The sequence below is a fragment of the Kitasatospora sp. NPDC058048 genome, from assembly GCF_042885555.1.
GTDB classification, from domain to species: domain Bacteria; phylum Actinomycetota; class Actinomycetes; order Streptomycetales; family Streptomycetaceae; genus Kitasatospora; species Kitasatospora lactacystinica.
This window is the reverse complement of the sequence record NZ_JBHVRT010000039.1, coordinates 61,715-80,879: the sequence shown is the minus strand read 5'-3', so window position 1 is coordinate 80,879 and position 19,165 is coordinate 61,715. Positions and strand designations below refer to the sequence as shown.

The window sequence follows — 19,165 nt, the reverse complement described above, 5'->3', positions numbered from 1 at the left end:
GAGTGGGCCACCCGGCCGCTGCGGGGCGGCCCACTCGTTCCCGTGTTCCGGCTCGGCCGGTCAGCCGGTCAGCGGGACAGAAGGAACTTGGTGGTCGGCACGTTCCGGACGGTGGCGCAGTCCAGGTTCGAGGTGGTGGCGCTGTAGGTGAAACCGCTCGGGACGCTGCACGCCCACATGCCGCTGACCGGCGTGCGGAGGTGGAAGGTGGTGGACGGGACGCCCTGCGTCAGGCTGCACGTGGTGGACGAGCCGGCGGAGTCGTAGGTGAACCCCGGGGCGGTCGAGCAGGAGGTGAGGCCGTCGACGGGCGTGCGCAGGTGGTACTGCGGCGACTTCCAGCTGCCGCCGCCACTGCACGTCTGGCTGAAGACGACCCCTTCGTAGACGTAGCCGGACGGGACGGAGCAGGCCCAGGTGTCGTCCAGCCCCGTGGCGGTGGCGGAGGCCGGCGTCGCGGTGGCGGCGCCGGTGAGCAGCAGGGTGAGCGCGGCGAAGGCGGCGAGCAGCGCGGTTCGCGCGGTCCGTATGGTTCGTGCGACGGACATGTTTTCTCCTTCGGTGGAAATGCGGCCGGAAGGTGCGCGGTGCGGCGGTGCAGCGGTACGGCAGTGCAGCGGTGCAGCGGTGCAGGGGGCGGTGATCGCGGCTGGGCGTTCACGGCCGTCGATGGTTCTAGCACGCAACGACGGGCCGTCACCCGGCCGCCCCGTCGCGGAGAATCACTTCGGCGCCCGCCGTCCACGCGCCCTGCGCGGATCCTCCGGCCCGCCTCATCCGATCAGCCCCCGGATCCCTCCCGCGCCTGACGCAGCCGATCCGCGTGCCCGCCTCCGCCGGAGGCCGGCCCGGCAGCCCAGCTTCCCGTTCGGACCGATGGTCCGTCAGGACGGCTGTCTTTGAGCGAACTCGGCGCACCGTTCGCGGGGGGCTGCCACAATGCCCGTAAGAGCCATGTGACATGTCACAGTGCTGTCGGCGCCCGCCGAGAGCACCGGACGAAGGAGGGCCCCTTGAAACGCCTTGCTGCCGTTCTCGCCGGTACCGCCGCTCTGGCGGCGCTGACCGGCACCCAGACCGCCTCCGCCGCCACCGCATCCGTCGCCGGCATGACGGGCACCACCGTCTGCGGGGACCCGGGCGCGCCGAACTACCTCACGATCAGGGCCTGCATCAACAACAACGGAGGCCAGGTGTACGTGTTCGGGCGCGCCACTCCGACCAGCCCGACCTGGCAGGACCAGCAGGTCTCCTTCCGGCTGACCAGCATCGGCGTCACCAGCCCACCGCTCGGCACCATCACCCCGACCGTCCTGATCCCGACCGGCGGGAGCGACGTCGGCGGCATCACGGGCACCGTGCCCTGCGGCCGCACCGTGACCGCCCAGTTCAGCGTGGACCAGCCCGGCTGGCCGCAATCGACCGCGACCGTCTCGACCATCGTGAACTGCTGACCTGCGCCCGGTCGCCGGCGTGATGCTGATCAAAGGCCGCCTTCGCGCCGACGACCGGGCGGCCGGGGGCGAGCAACCGGGTTCAGGGCGTCCCCGGCGCGAACTCCCTGACAGGAAGCACCCGCAGAGGCCGTCCGGGAGCCGTGCGCCCCGACTCAGACGAAGGCGACGACGAGCACGGCGGCCGCCAGCAGGAGGACAACCGTCAACGCCGGCGCACCGAGGCGCCCGCCGGGCTCGGAGGTGACGGCGACCAGCGAGACGGCGGGAACCGCCAGCGAGAGGACGACCGCCAACCACCCCACGGTACCGGTGGGAACCCCGGCGACCATGGCCCCCCAGACGGTCGTGAACATCACCGCCAGCCAGGCCGTCGCGGTCAGCACCACCCAGGCCGCGCGCGCGGTCCACCGCTCGACCGGGTCGGCCGCGCGGAAGTTGGTACGGGTCATCGTCCAGATCCGGGTCAAGTTCGCCACCGGAACATCCTGTCGAACAACACCGCCGGGCACCAGAAACGGACGGGCATCGCCGCAGGCGGCTCCCCGCCCCCCGACTCGACCACCGACCGGCCCAGGGCCCCGGACCACCACCATGAGCGGGCCGAGCCGGACCGCGACGGCGGCCGCCGGCTCGGCCGCCGCGCCGTCGTTCCGGTTGGCCGTCGGGTGGCAGCGGGCCGTGCCGTGGTGGGCGGGTCAGGGGGTGGTGTATCCGGGCAGGGGGCCGTAGGCGGTGCAGAAACCGCAGTCGCAGCTGGTCATGGAATTGGCCTCGCAGTGGGCGGTGGGCCAGTACCGGGACGCGCAGGGTCCGGGATCGACAGGGGAGGTGTCGTCGCCGGGCAGGGTGCGTCGGCACCAGCCGCACCGGAGGGCGGTCGGCACGCCGGCCGCTCGCAGGTCCCGCGCCATGGGCGCGGCGATGTCGAACGTGACGTCCGAGACGACGGTGGCGGGCGCGCTGTCCAGCAACTGCCTGCTGCGCCACAGGCTCAGCCCGGTGGCCGCGCGCACGGCTTTGAGGGCCTCCGCACCGCCGCCCTGCCCGCCGGTCAGCACGACGGTGAAATCCGGGACCTCCACAGGCCGCTCCTTCGACGGTCGGTCGGTGTGCCGGTGCCAGTCAACCGCCCGTCGGGCTGCCGGACGACAGGTTTTCCGCACCCTCAGGGCCGATACGCGGCGCCGGTCGTCGGGTGGTCCCGGGGCACCCGGCGGATGTGGGCGGTGCCCCGGCACCGCGGGACTGCGCCCCACCGGCCTCAGCCCGTGGGGCCCTGGTCCGTGACGGTGGGGTGTTCGGTGCACAGGCAGCCGACGCCCTTCTCGATCCACTCCTGTCCGGTCCACTCGGGGTGCCGTTCGATCAGCAGGGCCCGGACCTCGGCGACGATCTCGCTCCCGCCCATGGCGGAGTCGCGTCGCCGCCAGGTCTCGTCCCGCAGTTCGCGCAGGTAGTCGCGGACGTCGCCGAGGACCTGCGGGCCGCCGACGGCGCCGTGGCCGGGGACGACCGTACGGTGCCCGTCGGCCGCCAGCCGCTCCATCACCGCCAGCCAGCCGATCCCGGAGACGTCGGTGTCGTACGGCGGGAACCAGGGAAAGATCGCGAACTGCCCGGTCTCGGCCAGGTCGCCGGTGAACAGGACGCCGGCGTCGGGCACTTCGATCACCTGGTCGCCCTTGGTGTGGCCCCGGCCGGTGGCCCGCAGCCGTACGCGGCGGCCGCCGAGGTCCAGGTCGTACCCGTCGTCGTAGACCACGTCGGGGGCGACCACGCGGACGTCGCCGTCGAGGCGGTCGGCGACCGGCGGGCCGAACCCGCGGAACATCTCCAGGTAGCCCGCTCCCCTCACCTCCAGGTCCTCGGCCTGGGCGCGGTTGGCGAGGTAGGTGGCCCGGCCGTGGAAGACGTGCGCGCCGAAGGCGTGCTCGGGGTGGAAGTGCGTGGTGGTCAGGTACAGGCGGCGCCCCTCGGCCACCTCGGACGCCAGGGAGAGGACCTGCTCGGCGTTGGCGGTGCCCATGCCGGTGTCGACGACGAGGACGGCCTCGGTGCCGCCGATGATGCCGATGTTGGGAACCAGCGGGATCCCGCGGTCCGGGACCACCAGCAGCTCGGGGGCGATCTCCTGGACGCCGGCCACATGGACGGCGGGGTCGGAAAGCGATGCGTCGTTCATGCCTCGATTCCACCGCCCCGGCAACCCGGCCGTCCAAGACCGATTCGCACGTGCCCGATACCGCACGGGTATCGTCGCAGCATGGAGCTGCGGACGTTGCGCTATTTCGTCGCGGTCGCCGAGGAACTCCACTTCGGCAGGGCCGCCGCCCGGCTGCACATGAGCCAGCCCCCGCTCAGCCGGGCGATCAAGCAGCTGGAAACCGACCTCGGCGCCACCCTGCTGCACCGCTCCGCCCAGGGCGTCACCCTCACCCCGGCCGGAACCGTCCTGCTCGACGAGGCCCGCACCCTCCTCGACCGCGCCGACCGGATCCGCGCACGCGTCGCCGCCGAAGCCGGCCCCACGGCCATCACCGTCGGCCTGCTCGGCGACGGCACCGACCTCGGCGCCCTGCGCCTGGCCAACGCCTACCGCAAGCGACACCCGGACATCGAGGTCCGCATCCGCGAGACCGACCTGACCGACCCCACCTGCGGACTGCGCACCGGACGGGTCGACATCGCCCTCACCCGCGCCCCCTTCGACGAGACCGGCCTGACCGTGCACGAGCTGCGCACCGACCCGGTCGGCGCGGTGCTGCGCACCGACGACCCCCTGGCCGGCCGCACGCACCTGGAGCTGGCCGACCTGGCCGACCGGTGCTGGTTCCGGTTCCCGGACGGCACCGACCCGCTGTGGGGGGCGTACTGGACCGGCGGCCGGCCGCGCGGGGGACCGGCGGTGAGGGCCGTCCAGGAATGCCGGCAGGCCGTGCTCTGGAACGGCACGGTCGGCATCACCCCCCTCGGACACGGCATGCCCGAGGGACTGACCGCGGTACCGCTGGCCGACATGGCGCCCAGCCGCGTGGTGGTGGCGTGGAACGAGGGCGACCCGAACCCGCTGATCCCTTCGTTCGTCCGCATCGCGGCAGCCACCCACCGCCGCTGAACCCGCCGCCGCCGCCGACCCCGCCGCCGCCGAGCCTGCCGCGCAGCGGACCGGTCGGGGAGGCTCAGCCGAGGGTGCTGACGACGGTCTTCGTCGCCTGGGCGATCAGGGCGTCGTCGGAGGTGGCGCCCGCCTTGCCGCGATCGGACAGGACGACGATCACGATCGGGCTGCGCCCGCCCGACGGCCACGCCACGGCGACGTCGTTGCGGGTGCCGTAGCCCGCGTTGCCGGTCTTGTCGCCGATCCTCCAGTCGGCGGGCACCCCCGCGCGGACGTACGGGCCGCCGGTCGTGTTGCCGACCAGCCAGTCCGTCAGCAGCCCGCGCCGGCCCTCCGTGAGGACGTCGCCGAGCACGTAGCGGCGCAGGTCGGCGGCGAGGGCGTGCGGCGTGCTGGTGTCACGGGTGTCGCCCGGGGTCGCCTCGTTGAGGGTGGGTTCGGTGCGGTCGACGCTGGTGGTCGAGTCGCCCAGGTCGCGCAGGGACCGCTGGACGGCCGCCGGGCCGCCGAGCTCGGCGATGACCAGGTTGGCCGCGGTGTTGTCGCTGTACTGGATGGAGGCGGCGGCCAGGTCGCGCAGCTTCATGCCGGTCGCCACGTGCTGCGAGGTGATCGGTGCCCACTCCAGCACGTCCTCCTGGCGGTAGGGGACGACCTTGTCCAGGTCCGCGTCGGACGCCTTCCGCAGCAGGGCCCCGGCGGCGAGCGACTTGATCGTGGACGCGAACGCGAACCGCTCGTCGGCCCGGTGGGTGACCTCCCGCCCGCTGCCGGTGTCCACGGCGAACACGCCGAGCCGGGCGCCGAACTGCTGCTCGAGCGCCCTGAAGGAGGCGTCCGCCGCATCGGCCGAGGCCGCCCCCGCCCCCGCCGCCGTCGCGGTCGCGGTCGCGCCAGTGGCCACCGCGCCGGGGGCCGCCGCGCCGGGGGCCGCCGCTGTCGAGGCGCCGCCCGCTTGGCCGCACCCGCCGATCAGCGCGGCCACGAGCAGGGCCACCGCGGGCAGCGCGGTGCGGGGGCGGGTACGGCGGAGGTCGGGCGTCATCGGTGGTCTCCCCAGGTGGTTCGTGCCGTCACGGTCACGGTCACGGTCGCGGTCGCGCCCCGCGGTAGTGGTCCACACCGCCGCGATCCGCGCGATCACACTCAGCTAAACAGGCCGCCGACCACCCAGTCCAAGACCGCAATCATGAAGTGGACGATAAGAAAACACCTATGATTACTGGCCATGGACCTGCTGGGGCACCTCCGCCACTTCCGCGCCGTCGCCGAGGAACGGCACTTCGGCCGCGCCGCCGAGCGCCTGCGGATCGCCCAGCCCTCGCTCTCCCAGCGGATCCAGCGCCTCGAACGCGAACTCGGCGTGACCCTGTTCGACCGCGGCCCGCGCGGCGTCGACCTCACCCCGGCGGGCCGGCTGCTGCTCGCCGAGGCCGAGGAGACGCTGGACAGCGCCGCCCGCCTCCTCGCCACCGCCGCCGACCTGCGCAGCGGACGGGCCGGCACCTTGCGCGCGGCCGTCCCGCCCGAACTCGGGCCGGCCGCCCTGGCCGCGCTGCTCACCGGCTTCGAGACCGCCTCCCCGGGCACCCGGCTCGAACTGCGGGAACTGCCGGTCGCGGCCGTGGTGCGCGAACTCGCCCAGCACACCGTCGACGTCGCCGTGGTCCGTCACCCCTGCCCGGCCGACGGGCTGGCCTTCGGCCCCGTCCTGCACCAGCCGCTCGGCGCCCTGCTCGCCGCCCGCGGTCCGTACGCCGACCGCCCGGAGCTCGCGGTGGCCGAACTGACCGGCCTGCGCCTGGTCCTCTTCCCGCGCGCCACGGCCCCGGCCCTGTACGACGAGGTCCTCACCACGCTGACCAGGCACGGCTGCACCCCCGAGGCCGTCGTCGACCCGCCGGGACCGGACGTCGCGGGCGCGCTCGTGCTCACCGGCAGCGCCATCGCCCTGGTGCCGCGCACCACACCCCCACCGGGTACGGTCTGGCGCCCGCTCACCGGCACCCCGCTGGCCTGGCGGACCTCCACGGCCTGGCCGGCCGGGCGGGGCGGGCCCGCCGTCCGGCTGTTCGCCCGGACCGCCCACGAGGCGCTGACCGGACCCGGCGGCCTGCTGCCCCAGCCGCCCAACCGCCCGCTCCACCCCCGGCCCGCAATGGAGTTCCCGCTGTGACCAGCGACCGCACCACAGCCGACCGGACGGCTGCCGACCGCACCCCGCACAGCCGGGCCGCGCGCACCCGCATCGCCGCGGCCTTCGCCGACGCGGGCGTCACCGGCCGGCTGCACGCGCGCGACCTCGACACCGGCGCCGAGATCGGCCTCGGCGCCGACACCGCCGTCAGCACCGCCAGCGTCCACAAGGTCTGCCTGCTCGTGACGCTGTACCGCGAGGCCGCCGCCGGACGGATCGACCTGACCCGGCAGGTCGAGATCCCCGCCGCCGGCCGCACCCCCGGGCCGACCGGCCTCGCCGCGATGCTCGACACCGCCCGCCTCTCCCTGCGCGACCTCGCCTACCTCACCGCGGCCGTCAGCGACAACACCGCCGCCGACACCCTGTGGGACCAGATCGGCCTCGACACCGTCAACCGCACCATGGCCGACCTCGGCCTGAGCCGCACCGTCGCCGTCCACAAGCTCCGCGACCTCATCGCCGCCCTCGCCGAGGACACCGGCCCCGACTTCCCGGTCGACCCCGCCGTCGTCGCCCGCCTCAGGGTCCTCGACCCCGCCTTCACCAACCACAGCACCCCCCGCGACATGACCACCCTGCTCGCCGCCCTCTGGCACGGCGACGCCTGCCCCGGCGACCACGGCGCCGCCCTGCGACGCCTCCTCGGCCTCCAGGTCTGGCCGCACCGCCTGGCCTCCGGCTTCCCCTACGACGACGTCCGCGTCCACGGCAAGACCGGCACCCTCCCCACGCTGCGCCACGAGGTCGGCGTCGTCGAATACCCCGACGGCGGCCGCTACGCCCTCGCCGTCTTCACCCGCGCCGCCGCCACCACCATCACCCTGCCCGCCGCCGACGCCGTCATCGGAACCACCGCCCGCCTCGCCGTCGACGCCCTCCGGGCCCGGGCGGCAGCCGGCGCGACTGGCTGACCGGGGCCGAACCACCCCCGGCCGCCCGGCTGCCCTCCCTCCTGGCCACGACGCCAGGGTGACGGATCGGGTGCACGCTCGTTTGCCCGGGTACCTGCCGGTCGCAGGACGGCGGTGCCCGGCGACCACCCCCTGCCCGGGCACCGCCGCACCGGCCCCGCGACCGGCCAGGACCGGACGGAACCCCCACCGGCAGCCGGGCCACGGCCCCGGACGCCGGTCACCCGCGCAGGTGTCGCCGGGGCCGCTCGGGCAGCCGGCCCCGGCGACACCGCGCGCCGGCGCGAAGCCCGACCCAACGGCACACCGCCGTTCAGGCGTCCTGCATCCCCGTCTCACCGGCCCCCCGCGCGAGGGCGCCTGCGCGCCGTGCTCAGCGGAAGGCGGCGGCATTGCGGGTGGCCCAGTCGGCGAAGGGGCGCGGCGGGCGGCCGCGTACCTGCTCGACGGCCGGACTCACTCGCAGTTCGGCCTCGGTGGGGGCGCCGAGGATGTCGAGGGTGTCGTCGGCCAGTTCCACCGGCATGGTGCGGGCCATCGCCGTCCTGGCCAGTGACCTGGTCGGATGCCGGTTCCTCGCCGGCTCGCGCGGGGTGTTGCGACACGCGAGATTTCTCCTGGCCTCGCTACCTCGAAGTGATCTGATCGGGGTATCTAATTGTGGTTTGTCATGATTTTTTCCGTCAGGTGTCCTGTCATGCCTGTGACTTGTCGCTTGGGGGTGCGGGGCGCTTTGTTGTGAGGAGAGGTGAACCCGCGAATGAGTGCTCGTACGCGTGGACAGGGCGACCTGCCGTGGTACCGGGTCGGCCGTCAGCGGCCCGTGGCCGTGTTCAACAGGACCCCGGCCGGTGGGATGACCCCGGTCGGTGCCGTCGGTGCGTCCGACCCGGTCGGCTCGGGTGGACGGCGTGGGGGGCGCGGTGTGGGGGTGGTGTCGGCGGGGGGCGCGCTGCTGTCCGGTATGGCGCTGCTGGCAGCCACGGCTCCACCGGTTTCCGCCGCGCCGGTCGGGGCCGTGCCGGTGCGCGCGCAGCAGGCTGATCCGTCGCAGACCTTCACCTTCACCGGCGCTTCGCAGACCTTGACGGTTCCGGCGGCGGCGGTGGTGACGATCATCGCGGACGGCGCGGGTGGCGCCGACAACACCGGCACCTCCTGTTCCGTCACGGGGGCCGGCGGGACAGGGGCGCGGGTGGTGACCACGCTGCCGCAGACCGTCGCACCGACGACCTTCACCGTCAACGTCGGCGGCACCGGAGGCAAGGGCTGCAACGGCACCGGGACGTCGGGGGCCGGAGGGTTCAACGGCGGTGCCCCCGGGGGGAGCTTCCCGCTCACTGGCTTCCAGTTCGAAGGCCCGGGCGGGGGCGGGGCCTCCAGCGTCAGCACGGGCGGCTCCCTGCTGCTGGTCGCCGGCGGCGGCGGTGCCTCCGGCGGCACCGGAGCGGGCTCCACGGGAGGCAACGGGGGCAACGGCGGGACAACGCCGGATGCCACCGGCGGTACCGCGGGAACTGCCACCGGCCCCGGGGCTTCGCCGGGGCAGGGCGCGGGCGGTGGCAGCACCAGCACCAGCACCGGGGGCACCGGCGGGAGCGCCGGCACCGCTCCACCCTGTGCGGCCATGAGCGGCGCTCCGGGGAGCGGGTTCCTCGGCGCCGCGGTCGGTACCGGCGGCACCGGGGGCACTTTCGACGGCGGCTGCGCCGCCAGTCGCATCGCCACTGGTGGCGGCGGTGGGGGCGGGTACTTCGGCGGCGGGGGCGGCGGCAGCGGCTCCGTCAACGGCTCGGGCACCTCGGCGGGTGGTGGCGGTGGTGGCGGGGGCAGCAGCTTCGCCACTCCCACGGGTACCGGCACGAGCTATGCGCTGTCGACGATCGGGACGGCGAACCACAACGGCCAGGTGATCATCTCCTACACGGTCCCGTCCTTGACCATCACCAAGACCCACACCGGGCACTTCACCCAGGGGCGGGACGGGACCTACACCATCACCGTGGGCAACGCCGCCGGGGCCGCCCCGACCGACGGCACCACGGTCACCATGCAGGACACCCTCCCCGCGGGGCTCACGGCCGACAGCATCAGCGGTGCGGGCTGGACCTGCGACCAGGGCACGCTCACCTGCACCCGTAGCGACGTCCTTCCCGCCGGGACCAGCTACCCGCCCATCACGCTGCAGGTCGACGTCTCCTGCGGGGCCGACGACAAGGTCACCAACGTCGCGGTTGTCACCGGGGGCGGCGACACCACCCCCCACACCGCCACCGATCCCACCAGGATCAAGCACCACAAGCACGACGCGCACGACAAGTACGACATGCACTGCGACAGCAACGAGTACTGGTAGGCCGAGCAACCCCGGGTTCGCCTCCACCGGCCCGCGACCACCACGCCACCGCGGTGCGCCCCGAACGGGACCTGTGGGTGAAGAGGGCTCGCGGAGGCGGAGCGGTGGGGGTGCCGGTGCTGATGAACGTTGGGTACACCGCCTGCCACTGGTGCCAGTACATCCGGCCGTCTGACGCGTTCAGGGCCCGCCTCCCGCGAACGGGGGGCGGGCCCTTCGAGTGAGTGTCGCGAGAATCGTCGCGGGGAGGCAAGGCGCATATCCCTTGCGGTTCGCCTTCGGTATTTCGTTTTTCACCGCTTCGACCCCCAATTGTCGATCGGATCAGGTACCACCCATCTGCTGGTGCGCGGCTCATTTGTGACCTACAGAACCGTCATGGCGTCATGTAGAGTCTTCGCCGCCATACATGACTGACACTCAGAAAATGGAGGGGGCTCGGCAGACGGGTCGAGGTCGAACCGACGCCGATATCACGTCAATTCATATCGATCACCCACGGACTGTCCCAGTTTGCGCCATCTTTGACGCAAACTTACCCAGGAAAAGGAAATGCGCACAGAGAAACATCGCCGGCCCGTCGCAGGGGGCAGGGCCATCGCCGTCACCGGACCGGGGGCCGCCCTCACCGCCTCGGCCGACGCCGTCCCGACCGCCGACCCCGCGCCACCGGAAGGGTCCACGAAGGCTCCACTGCAGGCGCGCTTCCTCGCGGAGACGCGTCGACGTGCGTCCGGCCTCTCCCGCAGCTCCGGTGGATCCACGACAGGAAGTCCCATGTCCCGCACGTCCCGGTTTCGTTCCCGACGGGCGGGTGTGCTGACTGCCGTTCTCGCCGCCGGTGCACTGTCCACCCTCGGCACGACCCCGGCCGGCGCCGTGGTCGGCGACGCGGCCGCGGCCGGCGCCTCCGCCACCACCGCGCGACTGGTGATCGGTGACAGCCTGCGCGGCTGCACCGGCGCGCTGATCGACCAATTCTGGGTGATCAGCGCCGCGTCCTGCTTCTCCGACGACCCGGCGCAGCCGCAGGCGCTGGCCGCCGGCGCGCCGAAGTGGAAGACCACCGCCACGGTCGGAGCGAAGTCGACCCAGGTCGTCGAGCTGGTGCCGGGTCAGGGCCGCGACCTGGTGATGGCCCGCCTGGCCACGCCCGTCCAGGGTGTCACGCCGCTGACGGTCGGCACCTCGGCGCCGGTCGCCGGGCAGTCGCTGACGGTCACCGGGTTCGGGCGCACCAAGTCCGAGTGGGTCCCGGACAAGGCCCACACCGGCTCGTTCAGCCTCGACACCGTTAACCCGACCGGCATAGGCATCACGGGTACGGGCGGCGCGGCGGTCTGCAAGGGCGACACCGGCGCCCCGGTGGTCCGCGAGGTCAACGGCAAGGCCGAGCTGGTCGCCGTCGCCTCCCGTTCCTGGCGCGGCGGCTGCCTCGACACCCCTGCCACCGAGACCCGCACCGGCGCCTACGCCACCCGCGTCGACGACCTCGCCGCGTGGGTGTCGGAGCGGACGAGCCGGTCGTACGAGATCCTCAACCCCGCCAGCGGACGCTGCCTCAACCTCAAGGGCGCCGGGCCGACCTGGCCGAACAGCACCGAGATCATCGCCTTTGACTGCACCCTCGGCGCCAGCAACGAGAAGTTCCAGCTCACCCCGGACGGGCTGCTGCGCAACCCCGCCAGCGGACGCTGCCTCAACGTCGCCGGTGCCGGGCCGTGGAACAACGGCAACCCGATCATCCTCTTCGACTGCAGCGCCTCCTCCGGCAACGAGAAGTTCGAGTGGACCACCGAGGGCCAGCTGCGCAACCCCGCCAGCAACCGCTGCCTCAACGTCTTCGGCGCCGGCCCGTGGGCCAACGGCACACCGATCGTCCTGTTCGACTGCAACAGCGACCCGAACGAGAAGTTCCAGCTCGTCGCCGACAACGAGATCCCCCACCCGGTCGGTCGGATCAAGAACCCTGCCAGCGACCGTTGCCTCAACATCTCGGGCGCCGGCCCGACCTGGCCGAACAGCACGCCGATCGTCCTGTTCGACTGCAACGGCCAGAACAACGAGCTGTTCCAGCTCACCGCCGACGGGCTGCTCTACAACTACGCCAGCGACCGCTGCCTGAACGTCGCCGGTGCCGGGCCGTGGAACAACGGCAACTCGATCATCCTCTTCGACTGCAGCGCCTCCTCCGGCAACGAGAAGTTCGAGTGGACCGCCGAGGGCCAGCTGCGCAACCCCGCCAGCAACCGCTGCCTGAACGTCGCCGGCGGCGGCCCGGTCTGGAACAACAACACCCCGATCATCCTGTGGGACTGCAACGGCGATCCGAACGAGAAGTTCCAGCTCACCGCCGTACAGGCCTGACCGCAGCTCCGGATCACGAGTGATGGGGTGGCCGTGGCCGGATGCCACGGCCACCTTCCGGTTTCGGCCGGTTCAGCCGTGGGCAGCTCGTGGAACGCGCCGTCGCCCCGCCGTCGGCGGCGAGGTACCGCGCGGACGTGAGGTCCCGGGTGGTCCTGAAGTAGCAGATCCGGAGGGGTACTTCGGCGGGGGAGGCCGGTACCGGCGGTGGACGCGCCCGGCCGTCGCGGGCGCCTACGGTCGCCCCGACGGCCCGCCGAGGCACCCCAGGAGAGACACCGTGATCCGCGCCGCCAAGACGGCCGCCGCTGTGGCGGCGCTGGCCATGACCCTCCTCACCGCGTCGGCCGCACCGGCACTCGGCGCCACTGCGCCGGCCGCCACCGCCGACCCGCTCGCCGCGCTGCGCGGCCAGCAGCCGCTCTGGCACCCCTGCGCGAGCGGCCCGGACGACGCCGCCGGCGCCGACCTGGACGCCGCCGGCGCCCGCTGCACCGAGGTCACCGTCCCCCTCGACTACCACCGCCCCGACGGACGGACGCTCAGCATCGCCCTCTCCCGGCTGCCCGCCACCGACCCCGCCCACCGGCTGGGCACCCTGTTCTACAACCCCGGCGGCCCCGGCGTCCCCGCCCGCGGGCTCGCCCTCGCCCTGCGGCAGGCCGCCCCCGCCCTCGGCGCCCGCTACGACATCGTCGGCATGGACCCGCGCTTCGTCGGCGCCAGCACCCCCCTCGACTGCGGCTGGCCGACGGCCGGCCCCGGCGCGGCCGGCCCCGACCGGCTGGGCTTCGACCGGGCCGCCGAGCTCGCCAAGGACCTCGCGGCCCGCTGCGCCCCGTACCGCGCCCTGCTGCCGCACGCCTCCACCCGCAACACCGCCCGGGACCTGGACCTGGTGCGCGCCGTCCTCGGCGAGCCGACGATCGCCTACCTGGGCTCGTCCTACGGGAGCTACCTCGGCGAGGTCTACCTCCAACTGTTCCCCGACCGGGTGGGGCGGGCGGTGCTCGACGCCGCCATGGACCCGGACCGCTTCGGTCCCGACCTGACCGCCACCCAGGGCCCCGCGATGGGGGCCGCGCTCACCGCCTGGGCCGCCTGGGCGGCCGGCCACGACGACCGCCACCACCTGGGCGCGACCACCGCCGAGGTGCTGGCCTCGGTCGAGCGGGTGCGCCTGGCCGCCGAACGCGCCCCGCTGGCGGTCGGCACCCACCGGGTCGACGCCCGGGCGCTGCCGCAGGTGCTGTGGACGGTGTCGGCCGGCGACGACGACGCTGCCTACGAGGAGTTCTCCGCCCTGGCGCGCGTGCTGCTCGACGCCGCCGAGGGCCGGCCGGCCCGGCCGACCGCGCTGCTGGAGGCGGTGCTGACCGGCCTGGCGTCCCCCGACACCGGAGGGTACGCCGCCGCGCAGACCGCGATCATGTGCGCGGACCGCGCCGCCTCGCGCGACCCGCTCGCCTACTACCGCGACATCCAGGCCCACCGCGCCGACGAGCCGCTGTTCGGCCCGCTCACCCGCAACCTCACCCCCTGCACCTTCTGGCCCGCCGAGCCCGCGGAACCGCCCACCCGGGTGCGCAACGCCGTCCCGGTCCTGCTGGTCGGCGCCGACGGCGACCCGGCCGCCACCTACCCCGGCCAGCTCTCCGCCCACCGCGCCCTGACCGGCTCCCGGCTCGTGACCCTGCGCGGGGCCTTCCGCCACACCGTCTACGCGGGCCTGTTCGCCCCCCGCGACACCTGCGTGGACGCCGCCGTCGACCGCTACCTCCTCGACGGCGTCCTCCCCGCCCACGACGCCGACTGCCCGTCACCCCGCCCGTAGGAAGAACCGGCGGGCGGACCCGGCAGGGTCCGCCCGGCCGGCTCCGCGTGGGCCGGTGCCGCCCGCCCCTCCCGCTACCGGGCCGGGGCTCCGGAGACGACGCCGGGGGCATTCGACCCGCGTACCTTGACCTTGGTCCTGGTCAGCCGCGTGAGCGCGGCCGTGACGTCGGCGGCCTGAGCGTCGGTGAAGGCCGTCTTGAGGATGGTCGCGGCCACGGGCGCTCCGCCCGGCCTCTTCACCAGGATCGACCAGGCCAGGGGAGTGTCCGTGGCTCGGGTGACCGACGTCCACGGGAACCTCAGTTCCCCGGACGCCGTACGGATGACGGCCTCCTGATCGGTCAACGCGACCGATGTGGGACCCGCCTGGCGCTGGGCGGCACGAGAAGCGACCTTCTTGGCGACCACGGTGATGTTCTGGACCTGGAGCAGGCAGGCGATGAGCGCGGCGATCGCGAAGAGGACACCGCCCGCTGCGAGGCAGAGCAGTGAGAGCAGCAACCAGGCGCCGGCGACCGCCCAGCGCACTGCCGGCGCGGGAAGGTTGGCTCTCACCGCGGTGGCGAGCTCCTCAGGTGCTGCGTCGTACTCCACCTGGACGTTCACGTTCGTTCCTTTGTTTGCGAGGGCACATCATGGCCGGGACACCGCGCCCGGCACAAACGCGATGCGCCGGCCCCCGATGGGACGCATACGACCAGCGCCAGGCCGGCTCCGAAACGGCTCTCACCAGGGCCTTCGCGCACTGGGTCCACCTCGGGGTCCCGCTGCGGACCGCGGCAGCGCCCTGTGCCGCGCCGGACGGCAGGTCGTCCGGCGGCCCGGCGACGGCCGGGTTCTCCTCGGCGGCCGGCGGCCGGCAGCCGCGCGGCTCATCGGATCTACGCCGACCGAGCCCGCCGGCCCGGGGAGCCCACCTTCAGGCCGAGCTGTTCGAGGGCGTCGAGTACCTCGATGAGGCCCGTCCGGTCGTCCTGGCCGCGGCGCATGGTGGTCAGGACGGTCGCGGCGGTACCCGACTCCTCGACGCTCTGCCACAGTGCCGGGGCGAGCACCGGGTGAGCGCTGACCTCGACCAGTACGTCATGGCCCGTCAGCAGCTCGGCGGTGGAGTCGGCCAGCAGGACGGGCTGCCGCAGGTTCTGGGCGAAGTAGCCCGCGGTGGCCTGCTGCCAGTCGAGCGCCTGCCCCGTGACCGAGGAGATCATCGGGATCCGGCCGGGCCTGGGGGTGAGCTCGCCCACGGCCCGTTCGAGGTCCGCCAGGATCGGATCGATCGCCGGGCTGTGGGCCGGCAGGTCGACTCGGACCATCGCGCACAGCACGTCCGCGGCCTGGAGCTCGGCGACGACGGCCTCCAGCTCGGACCGGTCACCGGCCAGCACGGTGGTCCGCGGGCCGTTCCGCGCGGCGACGGACACGCGCCCCCCAAGCCCTCGCAGGTGCTTCGAGAGGTCGACGGCCGAGAGCTCCACCACGGCCATGCCGCTGTGGGGGCCGGCCACGCGGCGTTGCTGATCGCTGTAGTGGTGGACGAGCCGGACCGCGTCCGGCAGGTCGAGGATGCCCGCGATGACGGCGGCGGCGATCTCGCCGACGCTGTGACCCGTGACGGCGGCCGGCCGGACGCCCGCCTCCTCCAGCCAGCGGGCGATGCCCAGTTGGACGGCGAAGACGATGGGTTGCATGACGCCGACGTCGTTCGTCCTGGCTTCGGGTTCGTCGAGGAAGAGCTCGTGGACGAGGGACCAGCCGGTGTGCCGGGCCAGCTCGCCGTCGCACTCCTCCAGGGCCGAGCGGAAGGCGGGTTCGGTGCGGAACAGGGTCCGCCCCATGCCGACCCACTGCTGGCCGTAGGGGGAGCAGACGAAGGCGATCCGGGGGCCGTCCGCGGCGGCGAGCTCCGGCCCGGCGGACCGGCCGCCGGTCGGCTCATGGACGGCCGGCCCGCCGAGTTCGCTCAGCCGCAGACCCGGAGCGGCGGCCACGGCGTCGAGCAGCTCGGTGAACTCCCGGGCCAGCCGCTCGGCCTCCGCGGGGACGAACAGGTCGAGGGCGTAGGTGAGGCTGCCGTCGATGCCGTCCGGCCTCCGCTGTTCGGTGAAGCCCTCGAACAGCTCGAAGCGGAGGTCGAAGCGGGTGATCCCCTCCGTCACCGGCTCGGTCCGGACCTCCAGGCCGGGAAGGCGGAGCTCGGCGCTCGCGTTGTTCTGGAACGCGAGCATCACCTGGATGAGCGGGTGCCACGCGGGGGAGCGCGGCGGGTTGATGGTCTGGACCACGTGGTCGAACGGCACCTCCTGGTGGGCGAAGGCCGCCAGGTCCGTGCTGCGCACCCGGAACAGCAGCTCCCGGAAGGTCGGGTCGCCGTCGGTCCTGGTGCGCAGCACCAGCGTATTGACGAAGAATCCGATCAGGTCGTCGAGGCCCTCGTCGGTGCGCCCGGCGGTGGGGATGCCGATGGCGATGTCGGTGCCGGCTCCGCGCCTGGTGAGCAGGGTCGCGAGGGCGGCCTGCACGACCATGAAGACGCTGGTGCCGGTCTCCCGTGCCAGCTGGTGCAGTGTCCGGTGGGTCGCCCGCGTGACGTGGAAGGGGACTCGGCCGCCCCGGTGCGAGGGGGTGTCCGGACGCGGGGCCGCCACGTCGATCCTCAGGCGGTCGGGCATTCCCGCCAACTCGCCCTCCCAGAAGGAGAGCTGGCGATTGGACAGGCTGTTGGGGTCCTCGGGGGCGCCCAGGAGATCGTCCTGCCAGAGCGTGTAGTCGACGTACTGGACCGGTAGTTCGGGTCGGGCCGGCTCCTGCCCGAGGCGGCGAGCGGCGTATGCGAGTGCCAGATCGCGGTTCAGGGGGAGCAGCGACCATCCGTCGCAGGCGATGTGGTGAATGGTCAGGAGCAGGACGTGTTCGTCCGTGGAGAGCCGGAACAGCTGGGCCCGCAGTGCCGTCTCGGCGGTGAGGTCGAAGGCGTGAGCGGCCGCAGCGCTCAGCGCTTCGGACAGGCCTGCCTCGGTGACGCCGTCGACCGGCAGCTCGACCGGAGCCTCGTCCGGGTCCAGGACGACCTGCTGGGGCCGGCCGTCCCAGTCGGGGTAGGCGGTGCGCAGACTCTCGTGCCAGGTGACCAGGTCGTCGAGGGCGAGTCGCAGGGCGGACAGGTCGAGGTCGCCGCGCAGCCGGTAGGCCATCGGCATGTTGTAGTGTCCGGCCGCGCCGTGCAGGCGGTTCAGGAACCAGAGGCGCCGCTGGGTCTGCGAGAGCGGGATCTCCGCCGGACGGCGCCGGGGGCGCAGTGGCGGGCGTCGGCTGCCGGAGCCCTGCTCCAGGTGCTCGGCGAGTTGGGCGACGGTCGGGGCCTCGAAGATCGTCCGGACCGGGACCTCCACGTCCAGGGCGGCCCGGATGCGACCGGCGAGCCGGGTGGCCAGCAGGGAGTGGCCGCCCGACTCGAAGAAGGAGTCGTCGATGGTGATCCGGTCGAGCCCGAGCACCTGGGCGAACACCGCGCAGAGGATCTCCTCCCGTTGGCCTCGCGGGGCGCGGCCCTTCCTCTCGCTCATGGTCGGCTCCCGCCGACGGCGGCGCGGACCCGGGCGGGCCACGCCGCGGTGTCGAGGCCGTACTGGCAGAGGAAGGCGTAGACGAGCCGCTCCAGGCCGAATCCGACGCAGCCGCTCCGGGTCGGGCCGTTCGTACCGTGGTCGATGCCGAAAGCCTTGCCGAAGAGGTCGTCGTGGAAGTTGAAGGAGCCGACGGCGATCGTCTTCCCGGGCGCGACGTGGAGCCGCAGCTCGTACTTGAGCTCCATCAGCCGCTGGGACCAGATCCGCTCGGAGGTGTCCGCGCCGCAGAAGAACGGATCGTTGCCCACCTCGCACAAGCCGCTCAGGCCGAGCTCCTCGACGAAGGCGAAGACCTTCCGCATGAAGCGCTCACGGGAGTCCAGCACGTCTTCCCGGGAGCCCAGGAAGACCATCTCCCGGATGGTGAAGTCCCAGAGCCGCTCCAGGCTGGTGGCGTATGCCGCCTCGAAGCGGAACGACTTGCCGCGCGAGGTGACCACGTGGAGCCGGCCCGTCTCCAGTGTGCGGCCGCTGTACTGGCTGAAGGTGTGGTAGCACATCGTGGGCGGCAGGCAGTAGTCGACGTTGCCGCAGGAGTCCAGCACCGCGGAGTCGATGCCGGTGACGGCCTGCCGCTCCTGGAAGGCGCGGTAGACGTCCAGGTCGTTGCGCAGCCTGGTGACGAACATCAGGTGCTGCGGGAAGGCCTTGAAGTAGCCCGCCGTCTCCAGCGCCTTCGTTCTGATCAGAGTCGGGTAACGGTACTCCCGGACTTCGTGGTCCTCGGCCAGCAGGTCGCAGACGGCCCGGTCGAAGTAGGCGAGGAGAGAGAGCAGCGGCTCGCCGACGGCGACCTGACCCTCACCGACCTCCGTCACCGCGCCGGTCCCGGAGAGGACTTCGAAGACGTCCTGGTGCGGGGTGCGCTGGTGCGGCGAGGTCCAGACGGCCTTGGCCGGCGTCACCCACTGCCTCCGGACGTCGTTGTCCACCATGGAGTTGACCTTCTCGGTCAGGACGTCGTGCGGGAGCGGTTGCGCGGAGCGCAGTGTCACGGAGCGCACCTCGCCGCCCTCCACGGGCACCACGAAGCCGGTGATCTCGGGCGACACGAAGAGGAGTCGGCGCTCGATCTCGGCGGCCAGCGCTTCGGGGATCGGGCTGCGAAGGTCGATCCGGGTGAGGACCTCGTCGGGGTGCGTCATCGTGGTTCTTTCCTCGCCGATGGGAGAACGGTCGAACGGGGCCGGCGCGCGGCGGCGGGGGCGCCGCGCGGCCGCCGGTGGGGCGAAGGCGGGTGCAAGGCCGCCGGGGGCCGGCGCGCCCGGACCCCGCGGACGAGACCGTCGACCCG

15 protein-coding genes and 1 pseudogene are annotated in these 19,165 nt (G+C 73.4%); 7 read left to right on the top strand and 9 right to left on the bottom strand.

Annotation, left to right across the window (positions count from 1 at the left end):
- Positions 1–68 precede the first annotated feature (68 nt).
- Positions 69–548, bottom strand: a complete 480-nt coding sequence (locus tag ACFVVA_RS32315; RefSeq protein WP_387694302.1) for a hypothetical protein — start codon at positions 546–548, stop codon at positions 69–71.
- A gap of 465 nt (positions 549–1,013) precedes the next feature.
- Between ACFVVA_RS32315 and ACFVVA_RS32310 the strand changes: the two genes are divergently transcribed.
- The gene (locus ACFVVA_RS32310; RefSeq protein WP_387694300.1) at positions 1,014–1,454 is read left to right on the top strand and encodes a hypothetical protein; all 441 of its coding nucleotides are present in this window, start codon (positions 1,014–1,016) and stop codon (positions 1,452–1,454) included.
- A gap of 155 nt (positions 1,455–1,609) precedes the next feature.
- Here ACFVVA_RS32310 and ACFVVA_RS32305 read toward each other — a convergent pair whose 3' ends face one another.
- From ACFVVA_RS32305 to ACFVVA_RS32295, 3 genes are all read right to left on the bottom strand, one after another.
- Complete coding sequence (locus ACFVVA_RS32305) at positions 1,610–1,933, bottom strand: hypothetical protein (RefSeq protein ID WP_359899118.1); 324 nt, start codon at positions 1,931–1,933, stop codon at positions 1,610–1,612.
- A 219-nt stretch (positions 1,934–2,152) separates the two neighbouring features.
- Positions 2,153–2,539 carry a ribosomal protein L7/L12 gene (locus ACFVVA_RS32300; protein ID WP_387694299.1) on the bottom strand — a complete coding sequence of 129 codons (387 nt, stop codon included), beginning with the start codon at positions 2,537–2,539 and terminating at the stop codon, positions 2,153–2,155.
- 179 nt (positions 2,540–2,718) lie between these two features.
- Entirely contained in the window at positions 2,719–3,639 is a 921-nt protein-coding gene (locus tag ACFVVA_RS32295) for an MBL fold metallo-hydrolase (RefSeq protein ID WP_387694298.1), read from the bottom strand.
- Positions 3,640–3,720: 81 nt separating this feature from the next.
- On the opposite strand from ACFVVA_RS32295, the gene ACFVVA_RS32290 reads away from it, so the two are divergent.
- Positions 3,721–4,572, top strand: a complete 852-nt coding sequence (locus ACFVVA_RS32290; protein WP_387694297.1) for a LysR substrate-binding domain-containing protein — start codon at positions 3,721–3,723, stop codon at positions 4,570–4,572.
- Between the two features lie 64 nt (positions 4,573–4,636).
- On the opposite strand, the gene bla is transcribed toward ACFVVA_RS32290, so the two are convergent.
- Positions 4,637–5,620, bottom strand: a complete 984-nt coding sequence (bla, locus tag ACFVVA_RS32285) for a class A beta-lactamase (protein WP_387694296.1) — start codon at positions 5,618–5,620, stop codon at positions 4,637–4,639.
- Positions 5,621–5,803: 183 nt separating this feature from the next.
- Here bla and ACFVVA_RS32280 point away from each other — a divergent pair, with 183 nt between their 5' ends.
- Together ACFVVA_RS32280 and ACFVVA_RS32275 are read left to right on the top strand one after the other, a co-directional pair.
- The gene (locus ACFVVA_RS32280) at positions 5,804–6,751 is read left to right on the top strand and encodes a LysR family transcriptional regulator (RefSeq protein ID WP_380549115.1); all 948 of its coding nucleotides are present in this window, start codon (positions 5,804–5,806) and stop codon (positions 6,749–6,751) included.
- Positions 6,752–6,822: 71 nt separating this feature from the next.
- A complete protein-coding gene (locus ACFVVA_RS32275) occupies positions 6,823–7,686 on the top strand; it encodes a serine hydrolase (protein WP_387694322.1) in 864 nt (287 codons plus the stop codon).
- A 373-nt stretch (positions 7,687–8,059) separates the two neighbouring features.
- Here the strand turns inward: ACFVVA_RS32275 and ACFVVA_RS32270 are convergent.
- Positions 8,060–8,248: pseudogene (locus tag ACFVVA_RS32270) on the bottom strand (NmrA family transcriptional regulator); the annotation flags it as partial.
- A 198-nt stretch (positions 8,249–8,446) separates the two neighbouring features.
- Between ACFVVA_RS32270 and ACFVVA_RS32265 the strand changes: the two are divergent.
- The 3 genes from ACFVVA_RS32265 to ACFVVA_RS32255 all read left to right on the top strand — a co-directional run bounded on the left by ACFVVA_RS32265 (position 8,447) and on the right by ACFVVA_RS32255 (position 14,243).
- Entirely contained in the window at positions 8,447–10,042 is a 1,596-nt protein-coding gene (locus ACFVVA_RS32265; RefSeq protein ID WP_387694295.1) for a hypothetical protein, read from the top strand.
- 816 nt (positions 10,043–10,858) lie between these two features.
- On the top strand, positions 10,859–12,409 hold the full coding sequence (locus ACFVVA_RS32260; RefSeq protein ID WP_387694294.1) for a ricin-type beta-trefoil lectin domain protein: 1,551 nt from the start codon (positions 10,859–10,861) through the stop codon (positions 12,407–12,409).
- Positions 12,410–12,689: 280 nt separating this feature from the next.
- Positions 12,690–14,243, top strand: a complete 1,554-nt coding sequence (locus tag ACFVVA_RS32255) for an alpha/beta hydrolase (RefSeq protein ID WP_387694293.1) — start codon at positions 12,690–12,692, stop codon at positions 14,241–14,243.
- Between the two features lie 74 nt (positions 14,244–14,317).
- Here ACFVVA_RS32255 and ACFVVA_RS32250 read toward each other — a convergent pair whose 3' ends face one another.
- From ACFVVA_RS32250 to ACFVVA_RS32240, 3 genes are all read right to left on the bottom strand, one after another.
- A complete protein-coding gene (locus ACFVVA_RS32250) occupies positions 14,318–14,851 on the bottom strand; it encodes a hypothetical protein (protein WP_387694292.1) in 534 nt (177 codons plus the stop codon).
- 275 nt (positions 14,852–15,126) lie between these two features.
- On the bottom strand, positions 15,127–17,808 hold the full coding sequence (locus tag ACFVVA_RS32245; RefSeq protein ID WP_387694291.1) for a condensation domain-containing protein: 2,682 nt from the start codon (positions 17,806–17,808) through the stop codon (positions 15,127–15,129).
- The gene (locus tag ACFVVA_RS32240; RefSeq protein ID WP_387694290.1) at positions 17,805–19,016 is read right to left on the bottom strand and encodes a hypothetical protein; all 1,212 of its coding nucleotides are present in this window, start codon (positions 19,014–19,016) and stop codon (positions 17,805–17,807) included. Before ACFVVA_RS32240 ends, ACFVVA_RS32245 begins: the two co-directional genes overlap by 4 nt.
- Positions 19,017–19,165 lie beyond the last annotated feature (149 nt).